The sequence below is a fragment of the Streptomyces sp. PR69 genome (genome assembly GCF_026420845.1).
Classification (GTDB): domain Bacteria; phylum Actinomycetota; class Actinomycetes; order Streptomycetales; family Streptomycetaceae; genus Streptomyces.
This window is the reverse complement of sequence record NZ_JAOWCB010000050.1, coordinates 1-21,816: the sequence shown is the minus strand read 5'-3', so window position 1 is coordinate 21,816 and position 21,816 is coordinate 1. Positions and strand designations below refer to the sequence as shown.

Annotated in this window: 18 protein-coding genes and 1 pseudogene; 13 read left to right on the top strand and 6 right to left on the bottom strand. The window is 72.3% G+C overall.

Going from position 1 to position 21,816, the window contains the following annotated elements; genetic code table 11:
• Positions 1-1,334: 1,334 nt before the first annotated feature.
• The 3 genes and pseudogenes from OF819_RS27565 to OF819_RS27555 all read right to left on the bottom strand — a co-directional run.
• Positions 1,335-2,777 (bottom strand): annotated as a pseudogene (locus tag OF819_RS27565) (lipopolysaccharide biosynthesis protein); the annotation flags it as partial.
• Positions 2,778-2,976: 199 nt separating this feature from the next.
• A complete protein-coding gene (locus OF819_RS27560) occupies positions 2,977-4,236 on the bottom strand; it encodes a DegT/DnrJ/EryC1/StrS family aminotransferase (RefSeq protein ID WP_267246374.1) in 1,260 nt (419 codons plus the stop codon).
• A 212-nt stretch (positions 4,237-4,448) separates the two neighbouring features.
• Positions 4,449-5,411 (bottom strand): RNA polymerase sigma factor SigF, encoded by a 963-nt coding sequence (locus OF819_RS27555; protein ID WP_267246368.1) that lies wholly within the window; start codon positions 5,409-5,411, stop codon positions 4,449-4,451.
• A 320-nt stretch (positions 5,412-5,731) separates the two neighbouring features.
• Here OF819_RS27555 and OF819_RS27550 point away from each other — a divergent pair, with 320 nt between their 5' ends.
• From OF819_RS27550 to OF819_RS27525, 6 genes are all read left to right on the top strand, one after another.
• Positions 5,732-6,103: an STAS domain-containing protein gene (locus tag OF819_RS27550; protein WP_267246367.1), complete on the top strand. Its 372-nt coding sequence runs from the start codon at positions 5,732-5,734 to the stop codon at positions 6,101-6,103.
• A gap of 266 nt (positions 6,104-6,369) precedes the next feature.
• Positions 6,370-6,885, top strand: a complete 516-nt coding sequence (locus tag OF819_RS27545) for an ATP-binding protein (protein WP_267246366.1) — start codon at positions 6,370-6,372, stop codon at positions 6,883-6,885.
• A 152-nt stretch (positions 6,886-7,037) separates the two neighbouring features.
• Complete coding sequence (locus OF819_RS27540) at positions 7,038-7,772, top strand: peptidase (RefSeq protein ID WP_267246365.1); 735 nt, start codon at positions 7,038-7,040, stop codon at positions 7,770-7,772.
• 3 nt (positions 7,773-7,775) lie between these two features.
• The gene (locus OF819_RS27535) at positions 7,776-8,783 is read left to right on the top strand and encodes a hypothetical protein (protein ID WP_267246364.1); all 1,008 of its coding nucleotides are present in this window, start codon (positions 7,776-7,778) and stop codon (positions 8,781-8,783) included.
• Entirely contained in the window at positions 8,773-9,786 is a 1,014-nt protein-coding gene (locus OF819_RS27530; protein ID WP_267246363.1) for a hypothetical protein, read from the top strand. The genes OF819_RS27535 and OF819_RS27530 overlap by 11 nt, the downstream gene beginning before the upstream one ends.
• 14 nt (positions 9,787-9,800) lie before the next feature.
• Complete coding sequence (locus OF819_RS27525) at positions 9,801-11,177, top strand: hypothetical protein (RefSeq protein WP_267246362.1); 1,377 nt, start codon at positions 9,801-9,803, stop codon at positions 11,175-11,177.
• Positions 11,178-11,266: 89 nt separating this feature from the next.
• Here the strand turns inward: OF819_RS27525 and OF819_RS27520 are convergent, their stop codons facing one another.
• Positions 11,267-12,772 carry a peptide MFS transporter gene (locus tag OF819_RS27520; protein WP_267246361.1) on the bottom strand — a complete coding sequence of 502 codons (1,506 nt, stop codon included), beginning with the start codon at positions 12,770-12,772 and terminating at the stop codon, positions 11,267-11,269.
• Between the two features lie 471 nt (positions 12,773-13,243).
• Between OF819_RS27520 and OF819_RS27515 the strand changes: the two genes are divergently transcribed.
• Together OF819_RS27515 and OF819_RS27510 are read left to right on the top strand one after the other, a co-directional pair.
• Entirely contained in the window at positions 13,244-13,921 is a 678-nt protein-coding gene (locus OF819_RS27515; protein WP_267246360.1) for a response regulator transcription factor, read from the top strand.
• A 236-nt stretch (positions 13,922-14,157) separates the two neighbouring features.
• Positions 14,158-15,426: an ATP-binding protein gene (locus tag OF819_RS27510; protein ID WP_267246359.1), complete on the top strand. Its 1,269-nt coding sequence runs from the start codon at positions 14,158-14,160 to the stop codon at positions 15,424-15,426.
• Between the two features lie 20 nt (positions 15,427-15,446).
• On the opposite strand, the gene OF819_RS27505 is transcribed toward OF819_RS27510, so the two are convergent.
• Positions 15,447-16,082, bottom strand: coding sequence for a GtrA family protein (locus tag OF819_RS27505; protein WP_267246358.1), 636 nt, complete (start codon positions 16,080-16,082; stop codon positions 15,447-15,449).
• Between the two features lie 153 nt (positions 16,083-16,235).
• Between OF819_RS27505 and OF819_RS27500 the strand changes: the two genes are divergently transcribed.
• From OF819_RS27500 to OF819_RS27485, 4 genes are all read left to right on the top strand, one after another.
• Positions 16,236-17,375 carry a 5-(carboxyamino)imidazole ribonucleotide synthase gene (locus OF819_RS27500; protein WP_267246357.1) on the top strand — a complete coding sequence of 380 codons (1,140 nt, stop codon included), beginning with the start codon at positions 16,236-16,238 and terminating at the stop codon, positions 17,373-17,375.
• Entirely contained in the window at positions 17,372-17,920 is a 549-nt protein-coding gene (purE, locus tag OF819_RS27495) for a 5-(carboxyamino)imidazole ribonucleotide mutase (RefSeq protein WP_267246356.1), read from the top strand. The genes OF819_RS27500 and purE overlap by 4 nt, the downstream gene beginning before the upstream one ends.
• 27 nt (positions 17,921-17,947) lie before the next feature.
• Entirely contained in the window at positions 17,948-19,132 is a 1,185-nt protein-coding gene (locus OF819_RS27490; protein ID WP_267246355.1) for a dipeptidase, read from the top strand.
• 308 nt (positions 19,133-19,440) lie between these two features.
• Positions 19,441-20,580 (top strand): membrane dipeptidase, encoded by a 1,140-nt coding sequence (locus OF819_RS27485; protein ID WP_267246354.1) that lies wholly within the window; start codon positions 19,441-19,443, stop codon positions 20,578-20,580.
• 94 nt (positions 20,581-20,674) lie between these two features.
• Here the strand turns inward: OF819_RS27485 and OF819_RS27480 are convergent, their stop codons facing one another.
• Positions 20,675-21,037, bottom strand: coding sequence for a VOC family protein (locus tag OF819_RS27480; RefSeq protein WP_267246353.1), 363 nt, complete (start codon positions 21,035-21,037; stop codon positions 20,675-20,677).
• A 95-nt stretch (positions 21,038-21,132) separates the two neighbouring features.
• On the opposite strand from OF819_RS27480, the gene OF819_RS27475 reads away from it, so the two are divergent.
• A complete protein-coding gene (locus tag OF819_RS27475; RefSeq protein WP_267246352.1) occupies positions 21,133-21,648 on the top strand; it encodes a CGNR zinc finger domain-containing protein in 516 nt (171 codons plus the stop codon).
• Positions 21,649-21,816: the final 168 nt, after the last annotated feature.

Sequence of the window (21,816 nt, the reverse complement as noted above, 5' to 3'; positions counted from 1 at the left end):
CCGGGCCCGTCCAGATGGCCGTGGGCCCGGGGGTCCGAGGGGCCGTCCGCCCGGCGGTGGGCGGGGGAGTGCCGGTGCCCCTCTGGGGGGTGTTCTGCGGGACTCTGCCCCCAGCCGCGGTCGTCGGGGCCGGGCCCCCGGCCGCCGGACAGGGCGCGGGAGCCGTACGCCCGGCCGTGCGGACCGTGCGGACCGTGCGCCAGCCCCTGAGCCGCCCCGCCCCCACCGGGACAGGCCACCGCCGCCGGGCCGCCGCCGTCCGCCGCGCCGTGCAGGTGCTCCGCTCCCCAGTCGCCCGCGGTGCCGCCCGGCAGCTCGTCGTGCCAGGCGGCGGTGGGATCGCCCAGGCGTCCGGCGCCCCAGCCGTCCGCGGTGTCGCCTGGCCGGTCCGCGCCGCAGGTGCCAGAGGTGTCGGCCGACCGTTCTCCGCTGCTTTCGGCCGCGGGGGCGTCGGCGTCATGGCCGCCGCGGCCGGGCCGGGGTTCGCCCCAGCCCGCTGCGGGTTCGTCCAGGTGCTCTGCTCCCCAGCTGCTCATGGTGTCGCCCGGCTGGTCCGCACCCGGGCGGGCTGCCGTGCTGTCCGGCCGCTCTGGGCTGCGGCTGCTTGCGCCGCCGGTCGACGGTTCGCCGCTCCGTCCGGCTGCGGGGGTGTCGGTGTCGTGGCCGCCGCGGCCGGGCCGGGGTTCGTCCCAGCCCGCTGCGGGTTCGTCCAGGTGCTCTGCTCCCCAGCCGCCCGCGGTGTCGCCCGGCAGCTCGTCGTGCCAGGCGGCGGTGGGATCGCCTGTCCGGTCCGTACCCGGGCGGGCTGTCGTGCTGTCCGGCCGGTCTGGGCTGCGGCTGCTTGCGCCGCCGGTCGACGGTTCGCCGTTTCGGCCGCCCGCGGAGGTGTCCGCGTGATGGCCGCCGCAGAGGTCGTCCAGGTGCTCCGGATCTCGGCCGCCCCCGATGCGGTCCGGCCGCTCCTGGCCCAGGTCCTCTGTGGACCCGTCTGCCACAGGGCCGCTGCGGGCCGGGTGGGGGCGGGCATCGCCCGTACGGCGGTTCCCGCACCCGCCGGGCACGCCGCCGTCCGGCGGCCCGCCGTCCCAGCCCGCCGCTGGGTCGTCCAGGCTTTCCGCACCCCAGCCCGCCGCGGGGCCGTCCGCCGCGTTCCCGCCGTGGCCGCCCGGTCCGTCCGGTTCCGGGCCGCAGGCCGTGGCGTGGGCGGGGGAGGGCAGGGAGCCGTCAGGGTGCTCATGGCCCCAGCCGGACGTCTCCCCGGCGGGCGCGGGCTCGTCTCCGCGCCACCGGCGGTGGCCCGCGCCGCCCTGTCCCCAGGGGTCGGCAGGGGCCAGATAGACCGGGATGCCGAAGGCCGGGGTGGCCGTGTCGTCGTGCACCCCGCGCAGATAGGCGGTCCTGCGCGCCCAGTCGTCGCCGTACTCCTCCGCGTACTCCGCGGCCCGGCGCGCCCAGGCAGTGCCGTACTCCTCGGTGCCCGGCCGCAGCCCTGCCCCGCCGGGGCGGCCGTCCGCGGCGGTGCGGACGCGTCCGAAGCCGGTCAGGCGGCCGAGGCGGGCGGCCTGCGACGGACCGGGCCCGCGGCCCGCGAGCGCCGCCCGCAGGCCGGGCACCGACACCAGGGCCATGGCCGTCATCGACACCAGCATCGCCAGCCCCGCCCCGGAGATCCCGGCGGGGCCCATCAGCAGCGCCGCGCTCCCCAGCACCAGAAAGCACATCGTGCCCTGGAGCGCGGCGAGCACGCCCGTGCGCCCCTGCACCCGCAGTACGCCGATGTACAGCTCGACGAGCACGCGCGGCAGCGCCGCCGCGGCGAGCAGCCGCAGCACCGTCGTGCCGTGCTGGGCGTAGTCCGCGCCGAAGGGCGCGAGGATCTGCGGGGCGAACACGACGAGCACCAGCACCACGGGCACCAGCAGCACGGTCATCCGGCGCAGCGCCCCGCGCACCCCGGAGGCCAGGCTCTCCGGGCTGTGCGAGGCGTGCGCGGTCAGCGAGGAGGCCATGTTGATGGCCATGAACTCCATCGTTCCGCCGACGGTGTACGCGATGTAGAAGAAGCCGTTGTGCGCGGCGTCGAAGCGGACCGCGACCATCACCGGAAGCAGATTGATCATCGCCAGCGAGAACAGCGCGCCGACCGAGTCCCCGGCCAGGAAGCGTCCGATGTCGCGGACCGACGGCGGTTCGCGGTCATGGTCGGCGGCGGCCTGCCGGGGGATCAGCCTGCGGAAGATCAGCCAGGCGAGCGGCAGCGTGGACAGGGCGATGGCCGCGGCCCATGAGACGAAGATGCCGAGCACCGGCATCAGGGAGGCGAAGACGATCAGCAGCAGCAGTTTGCCGACCGAGAAGACCGCGTTGCCGACGGGCACCCAGAAGGCCCGGCGCAGCCCGGTGAGGACCCCGTCCTGGAGGGTCAGCAGCGCCCAGCCCATACAGGCGGCGGTGAAGACGAGCCCGGCGGCGACTCCGTCCAGGGGCGCGTACGAGGGCCCCCACAGATCGAGGGTGAGCAGAAAGGCCAGGGCGGCCAGACAGACCACGAGCGAGCTGACCGCGTAGGCGCGCCATACCAGCGGCCCGGTGGCGCGCCCGGCGCGCGGCACATAGCGCACCACCGCGCCGATCATGGTGGTGGCGGTGAGGGAGGCGAGCAGCCGCATGGCCGCGATGGCGGCGGAGCCCTGGCCGACGGCCTCTTCGGTGTAGTAGCGGGCGGCGACGAGCCAGAAGCCGAGGCCGAGTCCGGCGGACACCCCGGTGGACAGCATCAGCGCATAGGCGTTGCGGAAGAGCGAGTCGCCGCCGCGGCGCGGCGCGGGATCGTCGGGTAGGCCGTCGTGGAGGCCGGGGCGGGAGGTGTCGTGCGGCGGGGTCCGTGACGCCCCGGCGATGTCGCCGTGGACGGGGAGGTTCTCCGGGGAGGCGGGTTCCGCTTCCGCGGGGGGCGGCTTGCGCAGCCGGGTGGTGTCAGACACGGGGTTTGCCCTGTACGGAGAGGGAGGCGGAGGTGCGGGGACGGGGCGTGGCCGGTGCGGGCGGCACGGCGGGCCGGGCGCCGATCGCGGTGAGCACGGAGATCACCTGCTCGGCGCGGAGCGGGTCGACGGGCAAGGCGTGCCGGGCGAACCACTGCGCGGGCTCGGGCGCGGGCGAGGGGTCCGTGAACTGCTCGCCCGCGTAGGCGTCCAGCGGCGGGTCGTACAGATATCCGACGGTGATGCGGCGGCGGTCCAGCGCGGCGATGGCTTCATCGCGATCTTCAACGAGCAACGGCACGCGGAACAACGGCTGTTCGGCCCCGACTCCGGGGCCGCCCCCCAATCCGGGGTCAGCTCCGGCTCCGGAGTCGGCTCCAGCGTCTGGGGCCCGCCGCGCCGCCCACGGGGTGGCCAGCAGCGTGCGGGTGCCCGCGCGGTGCCGGTCGAGGGTGTCATCGAGGCGGGAAAGGAGCCGTTCGGTGCGGCGGCGGCGCAGCCGGCCCGGCCGCAGGCGGTAGTCGTGCATGTCGACGCGTATCCAGGAGTCGAAGTCGCCGAGCGAGGGCGCGGCCTCCAGGGCGTCGCGCAGCTCCGCCGGACGCAGGTCCATCCGGATGCCCGCGCGCTCCTGGAGGCCGAGGAGACGCAGCGCGGCGCGGGCGGCGCGCACCAGCCGAAGGCCGCGCACACCCGCCTCCGCATAGGGTCTGAGCCCGTACGACAGCTCTGCGGCCAGTCTCTCCGGGGCGAGCAGCGCGTCTCTGGCGCGGGCCAGCTCCTCGCGCAGCGCGGGGTCGGCGAAGGCGAGGAAGCCGCCGGTCTTGGCCCCGGTGTGTTTGGAGAGGCTGAAGACCGACGCGTCTCCGAACGTGCCGACCGGGCGTCCAGCCGCGGTGCTGCCGATGGCGTGGGCGACATCCTCCAGCAGGGGTATCCCCAGCTGGTCGCACCGGGCGCGCAGCTGCGGCGCCGGGTCGGGATTGCCGTACAGATTCGTGGTGAGCACGGCGGACAGCGAGCGCCAGACGGGCTCCGGCACGGCCGCGGGGTCGATGGACCCGTCCGCGGCCCGCAGCGGGGCCTGCACCGGGCGCAGCCCGGCGGCGAGCACCACGAAGAAGATGACGTCGTCGTTGACGGGCGACATCAGCACCCGCCCGCCGGGAGGGCACCAGTGGCGCAGCGCCACATAGAGCCCCAGTCGGCACGACGGTGTGTACAGACATTCTCTGCCCAGGCGTCGGCGCATCAGCGCCTCCAGGCGTGCGCATCGGGCGGACGCCGCCGGGCAGCTCTCCCCAAGAGCCATGTGATTCCCCCCACTTGCCCCGGCTCAATGTGGACCAATCAGGACTGCCCCGTCAATAACGGGGAAGGGCCCATTCCTTGAGGAATGGGCCCTTCCAACGGCCTTGCGCCGAAGCGGTGTTGAGTCAGCGGCCGCCCGGCGGCGGGGCGGTCTCACTCTTCGAGGGTGAGTCCCTTGCGCAGTCTGACCAGGGTGCGGGACAGCAGCCGGGACACATGCATCTGGGAGATCCCGAGCTCGTCGCCTATCTCGGACTGGGTCATATTGGCGGTGAACCGCAGGGAGAGGATTCTGCGGTCCCGCGGCGGAAGGCCCGCGATGAGCGGCTTGAGCGACTCGACGTACTCGATGCCCTCGATCCCGTGGTCCTCGTATCCGAGCCGGTCCGCGAGCGCGCCCTCGCTGTCGTCCTCCTCGGGCTGGGCGTCCAGCGAGCTCGCGGTGTACGCGTTGCTCGCCGCCAGGCCCTCGACGACCTCGTCCTTGCTGATGTCGAGGCGCTCCGCCAGCTCCGAGACGGTGGGCGTGCGGTCGAACTTCTGCGAGAGCTCGTCACCGGCCTTGGCGAGGTCGAGGCGGAGCTCCTGCAGCCGCCGCGGCACCCGCACCGACCAGCTCGTGTCCCGGAAGAACCGCTTGATCTCGCCGATGATGGTCGGCATCGCGAAAGTGGGGAACTCGACGCCCCGGCTCAGCTCGAACCGGTCGATGGCCTTGATCAGCCCGATCGTGCCGACCTGGATGATGTCCTCCATCGGCTCGCTGCGAGAGCGGAAGCGGGAGGCGGCGAACTTGACCAGGGCGAGATTGAGCTCGACCAGGGTGTTCCGGACGTAGCTGTATTCGTGTGTGCCCTCTTCGAGCGACTCCAGACGCTCGAAGAGCGTCTTCGACAGGGCGCGCGCGTCGAGCGCGTCCACCTCGTCGAAGGGAGGGATGTCCGGAAGGCCCTCCAGGCCCAGACCCTCGACGCCGTCCCCGGTCAAAGGCGCGTCGGGCGCTTCGTGCGCCGCGTACGGCTCGGGGTCGGGGGCAGGGGCGGGGATATGGACGGTGGCGGGGGTGATTGCCGACGGCGCGGTGGGGGTACGCGATTCGTCGAGCCGGGGTGACATGGGTCTCCTCCATCGTTCTCGGCATATGGCTGCCGATGCCAATGCGTGTTGCTGCGGTGAGCGGCGCCTCCGAAGCCGGCGTGTGATTGGGTGTGTCCTTACTAGCCCTACCCGGTCCGTGCACACGGTTGCAAGTGGCATATGTCCGATATGGCTGATTTGATAGGGAGTTCGGCTACCCTCTCGCGCACGGAGGGCGTAGGGTTCTTCGGGTGCCGCGGCCGCCCTCGGGGCGACCCGCGGTGCGAGATGTATGCACTGCGCACACAGCGGACGATGCAGCGAACGACGCAGGAACGACACGGCGAAGAGGGACGGGCATGGACCGCGGGACGGTCGGCAGCGCGAACCGAGGCCGGCTTCAGGTCGAAGTTCGGACCGAGGGCCGCAGCGAGATTGTGAAACCGGTGGGTGAGTTGGATCACCACACCGCGGATTTGCTGCGGGCGCCCCTGGAGGAAGCGCTCGCCAAGGGGCGCACACGCCTGGTCATCGACTGCTCACGGCTTGAGTTCTGCGACTCCACCGGACTCAATGTGCTGCTCGGCGCCCGGCTGAAGGCCGACGCCGCCGGAGGCGGAGTCCATCTGGCCGGGATGCAGCCCGTGGTGGCCAGGGTCTTCGAGATCACCGGCGCCGGGGCGGTCTTCACGGTGCATGACTCGCTGGAGTCGGCACTCGCCGACGAGTAGCCCCGTCGGCCCCCGGGCGGGCGCCCGGTCTCCGGGCGGATGCCCCAGCGGGCGGCGTCCGGGGTGACACTGTTGCATGTGTCACGCTCCCAGTGGCGATGTCGAGGGTGTTGTCCCGATTCGGCAGGGCAGGAGAACCCCCGCGGTTCCATGCCGCGGCCCCGGGGACCGCTCGGTACGCGGGCGGCGCGCCGGCATGGAGTGCTGAGCAACTGAAATTTTGATGGTGAACTGGTGAACTGGTGAATCGGTGAGGTGAAGCGCTGATGAGCACCACCCGGCAGCAACCGCCGGGCGACCTCGGTCCCGAGCCGCACGGCGTCGGCGCCGCCGCCCCTGCCACCGGTTCCGGCGCCGACGAGGACGCGCCGGGCGGAGCGGTCCGCACCCTGGCCCTGGGCAGCGCCAGCGGGATCGTTCCTCTTGCCCGGGACTTCACGCGCCAGGCGCTGTACGACTGGGGCTGGCTGCCCGCCGCCACCGCCGACCGCCGCGCGGCCGCCGAGGATGTGCTCCTGGTCGTCTCGGAGCTGGTCACCAACGCCTGTCTGCACGCCGAGGGTCCGGAAGAGCTGCGCGTCGCCTGCGACGGGAAGGTGCTGCGCCTGGAGGTGACGGACCGGGGGGCGGGGCAGCCCGCGCCGCGCAATCCGCACCGGGCGGGGCGGCCCGGCGGCCACGGCATGTTCATCGTCCAGCGGCTCTGCCTCGACTGGGGAGTCGTCCGCACGCCGGGTACGCCCGGCAAGACGGTCTGGGCGGAACTGGCCGCCCCGGCGTGACGCTTTTGTGAGCACGCCGATATGGCTATTCGGCGTGCACGCACCTTCCCTCTCCATGGCCCCAGGCGTACTTTGAGCGCCCGATCTGATGTGCCGTCAGCAACGGCGGCGGTGCATCAGGCCGGAGATCCTCGGCGCAAGGGGGCATCGAGATGGACCAGGACCGGCACCAGGACCGGCACCGGAACCGACGCCGGAAGCGGACGGCTCGCACGCTGGCCGCCGCGGCGGCGACAGCGGCGGCAGCGGGCCCGGCAGTGCTGCTGGCCGCCGCTCCCGCGGCACACGCCGCCGTCGTGGATGTCGACTACCAGTGCGAGACGCCGATCGGGCCCAAGGGCGCGGTCTCCCCGATCGACATCACGGCCGTCAGCAGCGGCAGCGCCCACAAGCTGACCATGTCGTTCAGGAAAGGCGTCTCCTCCAGCCCGGTGGAGCTGGGGAAAGGGGCCATGAACCCCAGTGCGCTGATCGAACTCGGCGGAGCGGACAAGGGCACGGTCAAGGTCTCCGGACCGCCGAACTCCGCCGCCATCCCCGCCAACACCCCCATCAAGATCAGCGATCTGTCCGGAACCTATACGCCGAAGAAGAGCGGCAAGGTCACCTTCACCGCCGGAGTGCTGACGATCAAGGCGCTGGGCACCGTCACCACCTGCACGCCCCGGAACGACCCGAAGCCCTCGCTCGAACTGGACGTCACGGCCGCGGGCGGCGGCGCCCGGCCGCCCGCGGAACTGCCGAAGACCGGACCGCTCGACTCCGCGCAGGCCCTCGCCACCCTCGGCGGAACGGTCCTGCTGACCGGGGCGGCGGGAGTGCTCTGGCTGACCTGGCGCGGCCAGGGCGCCGGCCCCGCCCGCCGCGGCCGGCACACCGCGGGCTGACCCATGCGACGCCCGCGTCAGCCGCCCCTCTCACTCCTCGCCGCCGCGCTGCTGGTCTGCGTGTGCGCAAGCGCGGCCTGGACGGCGGCGCCCGCCGCCGCCCGGGCGGCCGACCGCGGCTGGAGCGCCGGACCGGCACACGGGGGCGGCGACGAGGTCCGGCCGTACGTCTATCTGGAAGGCGCACCGGGCACGGTGCTCGAAGACCGGCTGTCCGTGACGAACCCTGCCGGGCGGCCGCTCACCGTCACCCTCAGCACGGCCGACGGGATCGGCGGCTGGATCGCCCTCGCCGCGCAGCGGATCACGGTCCCGCCCCGCACGCGGGCCGACGTCCCCTTCTCCGTCACCCTTCCGGCGGGCGCGCCGCCCGGCGAACGCACCGCCCGCATCGTCGCGCGCGCGGACACGGCGGCAACGAGCCAGGCACAGGAGGCTCGTACGCAGCGGGCTGGTGCGCGGGGGGCCGACAGGCAGGGGGCCGGTGCGCAGGAAGCCGGTACGCGGGAGGCCGGTACGCCGGATGCCGGTGCGCAGGAGGTGCGCATCCGGCTGCGGGTCGGCGGCCCGACGCTGGCCGCGCTCACCGTCGAGGACGTCTCCATACGGGACAGGGAGATCCACTACACCCTGGTCAACCGCGGCAACACCGTCCTCACCCCCCATCTGGCCCTGCACGCCGAAGGACTCTTCGGCACGGTGCTCGACCGCACGGCCCGCGCGCTGCCGCTCCGGCTGCGGCCCGGCCAGCGCGCGGAGCTCACCGAGCCCTGGCCCGATCCGCCGTCGCTCGACTCGGTGGACGTCCGGCTGACCGTCACCGCCGCCGGCCGCGCGGCCGACGGCGTGCACACCGAGGCGGAGGCGTCTGCGGTGTTCGCGGCCTGGCCGTGGACCGCCGCCGGCTGCGCTCTCGCGGCGGGAGCGGCGTACGGGGCGGCCCGGCTGCTCCGCCGTACGACGGGCAGGGCAGCCGTCCGCCGAGGCAGGGAGGGCGACGATGTCCGGTGACGCCGTCCGGGCCCGGCCGCTTTGCCGTGTTCTGCTGCTCGTCTCCGCCCTGTCCCTGCTCCTGCTCCTGCTCCTCCTGTTCCTCCCCTTCGGCTTCGGCCGTACGGCGGCCGCGGCCGAGAAGCCCGAGGTCACGCTCTCCGCGTCCGAGGCCGCGAAGGACGGCGAGATCACCGTCAGCGGCTCGGGATGGCGGCCCAAGACCCTGCTGATGCTGCTGCTGTGCGGACAGAACATGATCGGCGGCACCAACTCCTGCGCCAACGCCGACGGCAGGGCCGTCACCACCGGCTCCGACGGGGCCTTCCGCCAGCAGCTGCCGGTCGCCGCGCCGCCCAAGCCCTGCCCCTGTGTGGTGCATGTGGCGACCGTGACCGGCGAACAGGCCGCCGTGGACGAGCCGTTCGCCGTCGCGGGCCATCCCACAGCACCCCTCCCGCAGGCTTCCGGCTCCGCGAGGCTCTCCGTGCTCGCCGGGCCCCGCCTCGAAGGCGACTCCGGAATCCTGGTCTTCTTCGGGGCCCCGCCCTCGCGCACGCTGGAGTTCACCGTCGGCAACCTCGGCAGCGCGCCGGTGAAGGACCCGGTCTTCCGAGTCGGGACCGCGCATGGCGTCTTCGCCCCGCAGTGGGAGGAGCAGCAGTGGCGGGGTGAGCTCAAACCAGGGAAGAAGGCGCTGGTCAGACTGGACGTCACACTCCCGGCCGGCGCCCACGGCGACTACGAGATCTCCGTGCGGCACGGCTCCGAGGTGCTGGTCCGCCAGCCGTGGGGCGTGGGCCGTCCGTGGGGAGTGACGGTCTTCTGGATCCTGCTGGCGGCAGTGGTCCCCGCCGCGGTGTTCCGCACCGGCATGGCGATCGTCGACCGGGTGCGCCCACGGCCGGACCGGACCGGGCCCCCTGAGCCGCCCTCCCCGCCGCCTTCCGCGGCCACGCTGCCGTGGTTCGCACCGGACTCCGCACCGAATGAGAACAGCCGTACGACGAAGGGAAACTCGTGAGTACGCAACGGAGGATGAGCGCGGCGGGCGTCGCGCTGATGCTCGGCGGTGCGGGGATTCTGCTGGGCGCCGCAAGCCCCGCTCAGGCCGCCGAGGTCTCGTACAAGACGGAGTGCGTTCCGCCGCCGATCTCGGGGCTGCCGCCCGTACAGGGCACCACCACGGTGGAGATCACCGCACCCGGCGAGGCGGAGGTCGGCGACGAGGTCGAGGTCGTGTGGAAGACCGTCGCGGCCGCGTCCAAGAACCCCGACGTCCTGGACCTGGAGAAGGACACCGTCAAGCCGACCGGTGTGATCACCCTGGGCGGCGCGGCCTCGGGCGAACTGGCGGTCGAGGGCCCGCGGCAGAACCCGCCGATCCCCAAGAACAGCCCCATGGTGCTGTCGGACATGAAAGGCACGCTCAAGCTGGAGACGGCGGGCGAGATCACGCTGACCCCGGGCGCGTACACCATCAATGTCTCCAAGCCGATCTCGACGGACACCAAGTGCACACCGCAGGAGGAGGTCCAGCCGGCCGCCACGATCAAGGTGACGGAGGGCGGCGGCGCATCGGGCGGTACGACGTCATCCGGCGGCACCGCCTCGGGAGGCACGACGGCGTCCGGCGGTACGACGTCGTCTGGGGGGAGTACCGCCTCCGGTGGCACCACGGCCTCCGGCGGCACGACCGCCTCCGGCGGCGCCGCGACCGGCGGCGGCGACGGCGGGCAGACGGACTTCCCCGGCACGCCGGTGAACGTCGTCTACGACTGCAAGCCGCCCGGCCCGCAGGGCATCAAGACCCCCATCACCGTCAACGCCAAGAAGAACGGCGGCAGCTACGACCTCACCGTCAAGACCGGCGAGAAGGTGATGGACAGCCCCGCCGCGCTGCCCGCGGGAGCGCTCAAGGGTTCGATGGCCGTGGTCCTGGGCGGCGCGGACGAGGGCACGGTCACGGTGACGGGCCAGCCCAACAAGGACCCCATCGAGAAGGACAAGCCCGTCGCGATCGGCGATCTGACCGGCGTCTACAAGCCGGGCGCCACCGGCACGGCCACGCTCAGCCCCGGCGCCCTCACGATCGACGTCAACCTGGGCGGCCAGACGCTCACCATCCCCTGCACGGTCAAGGGTTCGGCGGGGGTCTCCCTGGAACTGACCACCGAGGCCCAGCCGGGCGGCGCGTCGGGCGGCACAACCACCGGCGGCGCGACGGGCGGTTCGTCCGGCGGCACATCGGCCACGGGCGGCGCATCCGCGTCCGGCGGCGGCCTCGCCGAAACCGGCGCGGAGCACACCGGCGCCCTGCGCGCCCTCGCCCTGGCCGCGGGCACGGTGATCCTCCTCGGCGGCGCGGTGTTCACCTTCACTCCGTGGAACCGGCTGCGCGGCGAGCAGAGCTGATCGACTGGTCCACAACGCAGCGGGCCGGCACGGAGATCCCTCCGTGCCGGCCCGCTTGCCGTTCCCGTGTGCCCAGCCCGAAGCGGGACTTACTTGACGTTGCCCATAAGCGCCCGGAGCTTCTTTCCGGCGATCATGAAGGAGACGCCCGCAGCCGCGGCGATGACGGCCCACATCGTGTAGTAGGCAGCGTCACCCATCGGGGCATTGAGCCGGGTGACCCAGCCGTTCAGGGCATTGCCTGTCGCCGTGGCGAGGAACCACAGACCCATGATCTGGCCCACGAAGATCTTGGGCGCGAGCTTGGTCGACAGCGACAGGCCGACTGGGGAGAGGCACATCTCACCGATCGTCTGGACAAGGTAGACGCTCAGCAGCCAGAAGACGGTGACCTTCCCGGTGTCGCTGTTGGCGGCGGCCGCACCGGCCAGGCCCATGATGCCGAACGAGCCGCCGATCAGCAGCATCGCCAGGGCGAATTTCATCGGGGTGCTGGGCTCGCGATTGCGCGTGGCCAGCTTGACCCACAGGGCGGCGAAGATCGGGGCCAGGATGATGACTATCGTCGGATTGATCGACTGGTACCAGGAGGCCGGGAACTCCCAGCCGCCGATCATGCGGTCCGTCTTCTCGTCCGCGAAGAGTGTGAGCAGCGAGCCGGACTGATCGTAGATCAGCCAGAAGAGCACTGCGGTCGTGAAGAACCAGACGAACGCCTTGATCTTCGGACGTTCCTCCGCGGAGAGCTGCGGGTCACGGAAGATGGCGACGAAGTAGAGGATCGGCACGACGACGCCGAGCACTGCCAGCACACTCACGATGTGCTCGATGTGGTAGGTGCCGAGCACGAGATCGATGACCAGCGCGGCGACGGCCACGCCGGTCCACAACGCGACCTTGCGCAGGACCGCGGACTTCTCCTCCGGAGTCGCGGGCCTGGTTGGCTCCCGGCCGATGTCGCCGAGGTGGCGGCCGCCCAGCACGTACTGGACGACTGCAAGGGTCATGCCGACACCGGCGACGCCGAAGCCCAGGTGCCAGTTGACGTTCTCACCGAGGTATCCGACCAGCAGCGGGGCGACCCCGCCGCCGATGTTGATCGCCATATAGAACAGGGAGAAACCGGCGTCCCGGCGGGCGCTGGACTCGCCCTCGTAGAGCCCGCCGACCATCGCCGAGATGTTGGGCTTGAGCAGACCGGTGCCCGTTGCGATCAGGCCGAGGCCGACGAAGAAGGCCGCGTCACTCGGGACGGCGAGTGTGAAGTGGCCCAATGCGATGACGATGCCGCCGACAAGGACGGCCTTGCGCGCGCCCCAGAGGCGGTCCGCCACCCAGCCCCCGGGCATGGCAGCCATATAGACGACGGCGTTGTAGACGCCGTAGATGGCTGTGGCGAGCAGCTTGCGGTCCTCTAGCGGTCCGTCGAGGACTCCGGCCACCAGATAGAGCGTGAGGATGGCGCGCATTCCGTACCAGGAGAAGCGCTCCCACATCTCCGTCATGAAGAGTGTGGCCATACCGCGGGGGTGGCCGAAGAAGGTCTTCTCGGTGCCAGGAGTGCTGGCCGAATCCTTCGTCAGGCTGGACGCCATGGTCGATCCTTGTTTTGTCGGGACGCGCTGCCTCGTGAGCTCACGCGCCCGGTGGGGGCGGCCGGCACCGGCGGCGGGTCTGCCCCACCCCACGCCCGAGGGGTTCGCCTCCGCGCGCGGCGGAGAAACGCGAGGCCGGTCCGCACCGGGATCCACGCCCCGGACGCATCGTCGCGCCCCGGGCCCGGCGCACAGGTCATTCACTGGTCCGGGGCAGGCGAGGCCGGCCCCGCGCAGAAAGAAGACCCCTGGCGCGCGCAAGGCATGCCAAAGGTCCCGTGTAGTGCTACAGGCGTCTCGCCACCATACGACACGACACTGCGGCATATGGAAGGACTTGAGATATGGATCACAAGGTTTTCAGGAACCGTCCGCCCTGAATCAAAGGTCACAAGCGAGATTGCGCCATAGAGTCAGAGGCTCTCTCGATCATGCTCCGGACGGTGCGCCGTGCGGACTACCATCACCCACATGACCCGTGTACTGCTCGCCGAGGACGACGCTTCCATCTCGGAACCGCTGGCTCGCGCCCTGCGGCGCGAGGGGTACGAAGTCGAAGTGCGGGAGGACGGTCCGGGCGCGCTGAACGCGGGACTGGCCGGCGGCGTCGACCTTGTGGTGCTCGATCTGGGGCTGCCCGGCATGGACGGCCTGGAGGTCGCCCGGCGGCTGCGGTCGGAGGGCCACGCCGTCCCCATCCTGGTGCTGACCGCCCGGGCGGACGAGGTTGACACCGTTGTCGGTCTGGACGCGGGCGCGGACGACTATGTGACCAAGCCGTTCCGCCTCGCCGAGCTGCTCGCCCGGGTACGGGCCCTGCTGCGCCGCGGCTCCGCGGAGCCGGCCGCCCCCCAGGCCACGCACGGGGTGCGCATCGACGTGGAGTCGCACCGCGCCTGGATGGGCGAGGAGGAGCTCCAGCTCACCGCCAAGGAGTTCGACCTGCTGCGGGTCCTCGTCCGCGACGCGGGGCGGGTCGTCACCCGCGACCAGCTGATGCGCGAGGTCTGGGACACCACCTGGTGGTCCTCCACCAAGACCCTCGACATGCATATCTCCTGGCTCCGCAAGAAGCTCGGCGACGACGCGGCGAACCCCCGCTATATCGCCACGGTGCGGGGCGTGGGCTTCCGCTTCGAGAAGAGCTGAGCGCTCCGCGGGAAGTGCCGGGACCGGCCGTCGACCGTGTGCGGCTCCGCCGCAGCCGGGCGCGCCCACGGGCGGGGCCGCCCGTCGATGCCGCCCCGCGCCGCTGCGGGGCGCTGCCGGCCTGCGGCCCCCCAGGGCATAGGGGGCCGGGCGGCAAGGCCGCATAGGCTCGATGCGTGCCGCCGCATCGTCCGACGGCGCGCACCGTATCTCCCGCCACCCGCCCGGAGGGCACCTTGCGTCGCCGACTGATCAACTCCACGCTCGCCGTGGTGCTCGTCGTCATCGCCGTGTTCGGGGTCTCCCTCGTCCTCGTCGAGACCCGCACCATCAGCAGCAGCGCCCAGGAGAAGGTCGACTCCGAGGCCATCCGGCTCCTCAGCATCGTCGACAGCAGGCTCATCGGCGGCGAGCCCGTCACCCCCGGCGTCCTCGCCGGCCAGGGCGGGGACAGGCGCTATGCGCTGATCGAGATCCCGGGCCGGGACGCGATCGAGATCGGCGAGCGCCCGGACGGCGGTGTCATCCGGGGCGCCGCGGAGGGCGACAACGGAGAGAAGGTCACCGTCGAGGAGCCCCGCTCCACCGTCACCCGCGAGGTCGGCCGCTCCCTGCTGATCATCGGCGCCGTGGCGCTGCTCGCGATCATCGCCGCCGTGCTTCTCGCCGTACGCCAGGGCAACCGGCTCGCCTCGCCGCTCACCGATCTCGCCGAGACCGCCGAGCGCCTCGGTTCCGGCGACCCGCGGCCCCGTCACCGGCGGTACGGGGTGCCCGAGTTGGACCGGGTCGCGGACGTCCTCGATGCCAGCGCCGAGCGGATCGCCCGGATGCTGACCGCCGAGCGGCGGCTTGCCGCGGACGCCTCGCATCAGCTGCGTACGCCCCTGACCGCGCTGTCCATGCGGCTGGAGGAGATCACCGTCACCGACGATCTGGCCACCGTGAAGGAGGAGGCGAGCGTCGCGCTGTCCCAGGTCGAGCGGCTCACCGACGTCGTGGAGAGGCTGCTGACGAACTCGCGCGACCCGCGCACCGGGTCCGCGGTCGTCTTCGACCTCGACGAGGTGGTCAAACAGCAGCTGGAGGAGTGGCGGCCGGTCTGCCGCAGCGCGGGCCGGGCGATCGTCTGCTCCGGCAAGCAGGGGCTGCAGGCCGTCGGCACACCGGGAGCGGTCGCCCAGGTGCTGGCCGCGCTGATCGAGAACTCGCTGATGCACGGCGGCGGCACCGTCGCCGTACGCACCCGTGTCACCGGCAACCAGGCTGTCATCGAGGTGACAGACGAGGGGCCCGGCGTCTCCGCGGAGCTGGGCGCGCGGATCTTCGAGCGGGCGATCAGCGGCCGTAACTCGACCGGCATCGGGCTCGCCGTGGCCCGCGATCTCGCGGAGGCGGACGGCGGACGGCTGGAGCTGCTCCAGCAGCAGCCGCCGGTCTTCGCGCTGTTCCTGAGCAGGGTGGCGCGCAGCCGCAGAGAGGACCGTCAGCCCACTGTGCGGTAGGGCAGAGCCCCGGAAGAGCCTCAGCCGACCTTGTCGGGCTCGGGCTGGACCTGCTGCGCTGACGGCCTGCGCGGCCGGAGGAATGACCCGGCGGCGTCGACCGCCGTCTGCCCCGATTCCCGGATGGGCTCCGATTCCCGGATGGGCTCCGATTCCCGGATGGGCTCCGGCTCACGTATGTCCTCCGGCTCCCGCACAGCCTCCGGTTCGGGTACGGGCACGGGCAGCGCCCGGAAGACCCACGTCCGGTACGACCAGAAGCGGAACAGGGTCGCTATGCCGATCCCCAGGAACTTGAAGATGTTGGACTGCAGCCTGCTGTCCCAGCCGAAGCCGTATGTCGCCGTGTACAGCACACCGTTCTCGATCACCAGGCCGACCACGCTGAACAGCAGAAACAGTGTGAGTTCCCGGGTGCGCCCGGTCTTGTCGCGATCCCGGTAGGCGAAGTACCGGAAGCCCAGGTAGTTGAAGCCGATCGCCACGACCGTGGCGAGAATGGACGCCCGCACCACCGGAATCTCGGTGGTGTGCCGCACCAGGTTGAAGACCGCCAGATTGACCAGGAGGCCCGCGCCTCCCACCGCCCCGAACTTGGCGACTTCGCGCAGCAGCCGGTCCAGCTGCCCGCGCAGCGTTCCGCCTCGTTCACTCATCGTGAGAACTCAGTCCCATCTGATCGGCAGCGTCAACCCGGCCATGCTAACCAGCCCCTCCCGTGGACGCCTCTGGAACGCCGTGGGGGCGTCGCGCGCCGCTTCCGCGGGCGGCCGGGCCGGGCCGCCCGGGGCGGCGGATACCCTAAGAGGGTGACGTTCCCGGTAGTCGGCATGGTCGGCGGCGGCCAGCTCGCCCGTATGACCCACGAGGCGGGCATCCCCCTCGGCATCAGATTCAAGCTCCTCAGCGACACTCCGCAGGATTCGGCGGCGCAGGTGGTCAGCGATGTCGTCATCGGCGACTATCGCGACCTGGACACGCTGCGTGACTTCGCATGCGGCTGCGATGTGATCACTTTCGATCATGAACATGTGCCGTTCGAGCATCTGCGGGCCCTGGAAGCGGATGGCATCCCCATCCGGCCGGGGCCCGACGCCTTGGTGCACGCCCAGGACAAGGGTGTGATGCGCGCCCGGCTCAGGGAGATCGGCGTGCCCTGCCCCCGCCATCGCATCGTGGCGGACCCGGCGGATGTGTCGGCGTTTGCGCAGGAGGGCGACGGCTTCCCCGTCATCCTCAAGACGGTGCGCGGCGGCTACGACGGCAAGGGCGTGTGGTTCGTCCGCGGTGAGGACGAGGCCGCGGAGCCCTTCCGTGCGGGCGTGCCGGTCCTGGCGGAGGAGAAGGTCGACTTCTCCCGCGAGCTGGCCGCCAATGTCGTGCGCTCCCCGCACGGCCAGGCCGTCGCCTACCCCGTCGTCGAATCGCGCCAGGTCGACGGCGTCTGCGACACCGTGATCGCGCCCGCGCCCGAGCTGTCCGAGGAGCTGTCGGGCCAGGCGCAGGAGCTGGCTCTGCGGATCGCCGACGCGCTGGACGTCGTCGGCCATCTCGCGGTCGAGCTGTTCGAGACGGCGGACGGCCGCATCCTCGTCAACGAGCTGGCCATGCGCCCCCACAACTCCGGGCACTGGAGCCAGGACGGCGCGGTGACGTCGCAGTTCGCCAACCATGTGAGGGCCGTCCTCGACCTCCCGCTGGGCGATCCCCGCCCGCGCGCCGCCTGGACCGTGATGTGCAATGTGCTGGGCGGCGACTACCCGGACATGTACCAGGCGTATCTGCACTGCATGGCCCGCGACCCCCAGCTCAAGATCCATATGTACGGCAAGGACGTGAAGCCCGGCCGCAAGGTCGGCCATGTCAACACCTACGGCGACGATCTGGCCGATGTGCTGGAGCGCGCCCGTCACGCAGCCGGCTACCTCAGAGGAACGATCACCGAATGAGCATCTCTCCCGCAGGGACCCCCGCCGCGCCTCTCGTCGGCATCGTCATGGGATCGGACTCCGACTGGCCCGTGATGGAGGCCGCCTCCCAGGCGCTCGACGAGTTCGAGATCCCGTACGAGGTCGATGTCGTCTCCGCGCACCGGATGCCGCGCGAGATGATCGCGTACGGGGAGGAGGCCGCCGGCCGCGGACTCAAGGCGATCATCGCGGGCGCCGGGGGAGCGGCCCATCTCCCGGGCATGCTCGCCTCCGTCACCCCGCTTCCCGTGATCGGCGTCCCCGTCCCGCTCAAGCACCTCGACGGCATGGACTCGCTGCTCTCCATCGTCCAGATGCCGGCCGGCGTGCCCGTCGCCACGGTCTCCGTCGGCGGCGCGCGCAACGCGGGCCTGCTCGCCGCCCGCATCCTGGCCGCGCAGAACCCGGAGCTGCTTGAGCGGATGGTCCAGTTCCAGCAGGAGCTGAACGACCAGGCCACCGAGAAGGGCAGGCGGCTGCGGACCAAGGTGGAGGGCGCGGCGTCCTTCGGCTTCGGAAAGTGACCCGCCGGTACCGGTAAACCTCCTGCCATGGACTTCCTCACTCAGGCACGCGAACACCTGAAGCGGCACCCCGTCGTCGACGGGCACAACGATCTGCCCTGGGCGCTGCGCCGCCAGGTCCGCTATGACCTCGACGCGCTGGACGTCTCCGGCGACTGCGGCGACCGGCTGCACACCGACATCCCACGGCTGCGCGCGGGCGGCGTCGGCGCCCAGTTCTGGTCGGTGTACGTACGCAGCGATCTCGCGGGCGACGACGCGGTGAGCGCCACGCTGGAGCAGATCGACGCGGTGGGCCAGCTGCTGGCCCGCTGCCCGGCCGATCTGGCGCGGGCGCTGACCGCAGACGACATGGAGCGGGCGCGCGCCCAGGGCCGCATCGCCTCGCTGATGGGCGCCGAGGGCGGCCACTCTGTCAACAACTCCCTCGGCACGCTGCGCGCGCTGCACACGCTCGGCGTCCGCTATATGACGCTGACCCACAACGACAACAACGACTGGGCGGACTCCGCGACCGACGAGCCGCGCGCCGGCGGGCTGACGGCCTTCGGCCGGGAGGTCGTACGGGAGATGAACCGCTGCGGCATGCTCGTCGACCTCTCGCATGTCGCGGCCACGACGATGCGCGACGCGCTCGACACCACGGCCGCGCCGGTGATCTTCTCCCACTCGTCCGCGCGGGCGGTCTGCGACCATCCGCGCAATGTCCCGGACGATGTGCTCCAGCGGCTTGCGGACAACGGAGGCGTGGCGATGGCCACCTTCGTGCCCAAGTTCATCCTCCCGGCGGCGGTGGAGTGGACGGAGCGCGCCGACGAGAACATGCGCGCACACGGTCTGCACCCGCTCGACACCACGCCCGAGGCGATGAAGGTCCACCGGTCCTTCGAGGAACGCGACCCGCGGCCGGTCGCCACCGTCGCCACGGTCGCCGACCACCTCGACCATATGCGCGAGGCCGCGGGCGTCGACCACATCGGCATCGGCGGCGACTTCGACGGCACGGCGTTCACCCCGGCCGGCCTGGAGGACGTCGCGGGCTATCCCAACCTGATCGCGGAGCTGCTGCGCCGCGGCTGGTCGAAGGCGGATCTGTCCAAGCTGACCTGGCAGAACGCGGTACGGGTGATGCGCGCGGCCGAGGACGTCGCGCGTGATCTGCGCGACCGCCGTCCCCCGTCGAACGCGACGATCACGGATCTGGACGGCTGACCGGCCGCCGGCCGGGCTCCGGGCCCTGGGCGTCCCGCTCCGGGCTGCGGAGCGCCGGGGGGCCGGGGTGCCGGGCTGTGGGGTGGCGGGGGCCGGGGTGCCGGGCTGTGGGTGGCGGGTTGGGCCTGCGGGGCCGCCCTTGCCGCGCCGTCTTTCCGCGCCGCCTTTGCCGCGCCGTCCCGTTGTCGTGCGTCCCGTCGGCAGGTCGCCCGAACGCAGCACGCCGCCGCGACCCCGCGGCGGCGGCGTGCCACGGTTGCCGTACGGCCAGTGCCGGCCGGTGCTGTCGAGCGTTCGGAGCCCCAGCCATGGCAGATCTGCAGAACGACCCCCAGGTGGACCTGGACCCGGCGGCGGGAGACGCGGTCGGCGACCAGGGGGACGAGGCGATATCCGCGGACGCCTCCGACCGGTCCCCGGAGTCCGAGGAGCAGCCGGACCCCGACGACCGCGCGGAGCCGGCGCCCCCGGCCGGGCCCCGCTCCTCCCCGCCCTCCTCGCCTTTCGCACCGGGCGAGGACGCCGTGCTCGCCCAGGCACGTGAACTGCTGTCCCGCCATCCGGTGGCCGACGGCTACAGCGGACTGGCCAGAGGACTCGCCGAGTCTCCCTGGTGCGACCTCGAACACGGAGACAGCCTGCTGGAGACCGACATCCCGCGGCTGCGGCACGGAGGCGTGGGCGCCCAGTTCGTCTCGCTGCTCGTCCCGTCCGATATGACCGGCGACTCGGCGCTGCGCGCCACGCTGGAGCAGATCGAGCTGGTGCGGTCGCTGGTGGCAGGCTGTCCGGAAGGGCTGAGCCTGGCCCTCGGGGCCGATGACCTGGCCGACGCCCGCAACCGCGGCCGGGTGGCGACCCTGCTGGGACCGGCGGCGGGCGCCGCGCTCGCCGGCTCGCTCTCCGTACTGCGCGTGTACCGCAGACTCGGCGTCCGCAGCGTCACCCTGGCGGGAGCGGACCCCGGCGCCGCCCGGTCGGCGCTGACGCCCTTCGGGCACGAAGTGGTCCTGGAGATGAACCGCCTGGGCATGCTCGTCGATCTCTCCGGCTGCTCGCCCGACACGATGCGCCGTACGCTCACGGTCGCCAAGGCCCCTGCCATCCTGTCCCATCACCCGGGCGACCTCCCAGAAGAGGCCATGCGGCAGCTGCGGGCGAACCGCGGTGTGTACATGGTCATGTGCACCGGGGCCACGGTCCGCGAGACGGCCGACCGCCTCGACGGCATCCGTGACACGGCGGGCGTGGAAACGGCCGCCCTCAGCGGCGCGTTCGACACGGGCAGCCCGCACGCGCCCGGCCTCAAGGACGTCTCCTGCTTCCCCCGGCTGATCGCCGAACTCCTGGACCGGAACTGGCCGGAGACCGACATCGCGGCCATCACCTGGGGAAACACCCTGCGGGTGCTGCGGGCGGCCGAGTTCGCCGCGCGGGCTGCCGCCTGACGGCGCGCGGTCCGGCGCCGGACGGCCCACCCCCCGCCGGATCATTGGCCTGGGTCGGGGCCCCTCCAGGGCCCCCTCTCCCGGGCGTATTCGCTCAGCCTGCGCAGAGGCAGAACGGATGACCCGCGGGGTCCGCGTACACCCGCCAGGTCCGCGTCTTGTCGTCCGCGTCCAGCGGCTTCGCCCCGAGCGCGAGCACCTCCCGCTCGGCGGCGTCCAGGTCCTCGACGGTCAGATCGAGATGGAACTGCTGTGCGCCGTCCGGCGCGGGCCACTTCGGCGGTACGTGGCCGGGTGCGGGCTGGAAACCGAGCTGCGTGCCCTCGGTCCCCTTCAGCATGACCCAGCCCTCGCCGGCCTCTTCGCTCTCGCCGCCGAGCAGCGCGGCGTAGAAGCGGCCGAGGGCGACGGGGTCCGGACAGTCGAGCACGACGGCCCCCATGGTGGCGATCCCCATGCCTTCCTCCTCAACTCCTTGGTAGTTACCGGTTAGTGGCTTTAACTGGTAACTCGGTTACCGCATCATGCCGCACCGCGGGTAACGTCGCAACCATGAATGACCCAGCGTCCGCCCCCGGCGGCCTGGCGCTGATCGAAGCCCTGGTCAACACGCTCTCCATCGACACGGGCGTGGACCGCCTCGACACCGCAGAGGGCCGGGAGCCTTTCGGCATCACCGAGCGGGACGTCCCGGCGGCGCGCGAACTCCGCGAGGCCCTGCGTGCCGCCTGCCTCGCCCACGCGGGCCATCTGCTCCCGGGCCGCTCGCCCACCGCCCTCGACCGCCTGCTGGCCCAGGCTCCGCTCCTGGTGACCCTCTCCGAGGACGGCGCGGCCACCCTGCGCCCGGCGGCCCCTGACACCCTGGTCTCACGCGTGGCCGTCGCCATCGCCACGGCCTCCGCGGACGGCACCTGGCCCCGCCTCAAGGCATGCCAGGCCGACGACTGCCAGTGGGCCTACTACGACCGCAGCCCCGCCGCCCGCCGCCGCTGGTGCTCCATGTCCTACTGCGGCGCCCGCGCCAAGATGCGCACCTACCGCGCCAACAAGTCAGCCTCCGGTTGAGCGCTCCGCGGGCAGCGCCGCGATCGGCCGCCGTACATCTGCGGGTCTGCCGTGCCGGGCGCGCCCACGAGGCGGAGCCGCACAGTCGGTACAGTCCCCGCCCCCGCCCCTTGGAGCGCTGTGGGCCGGACCGGACCTCGCCGTACCCGCTTGGGCCCGGCTCCTGCC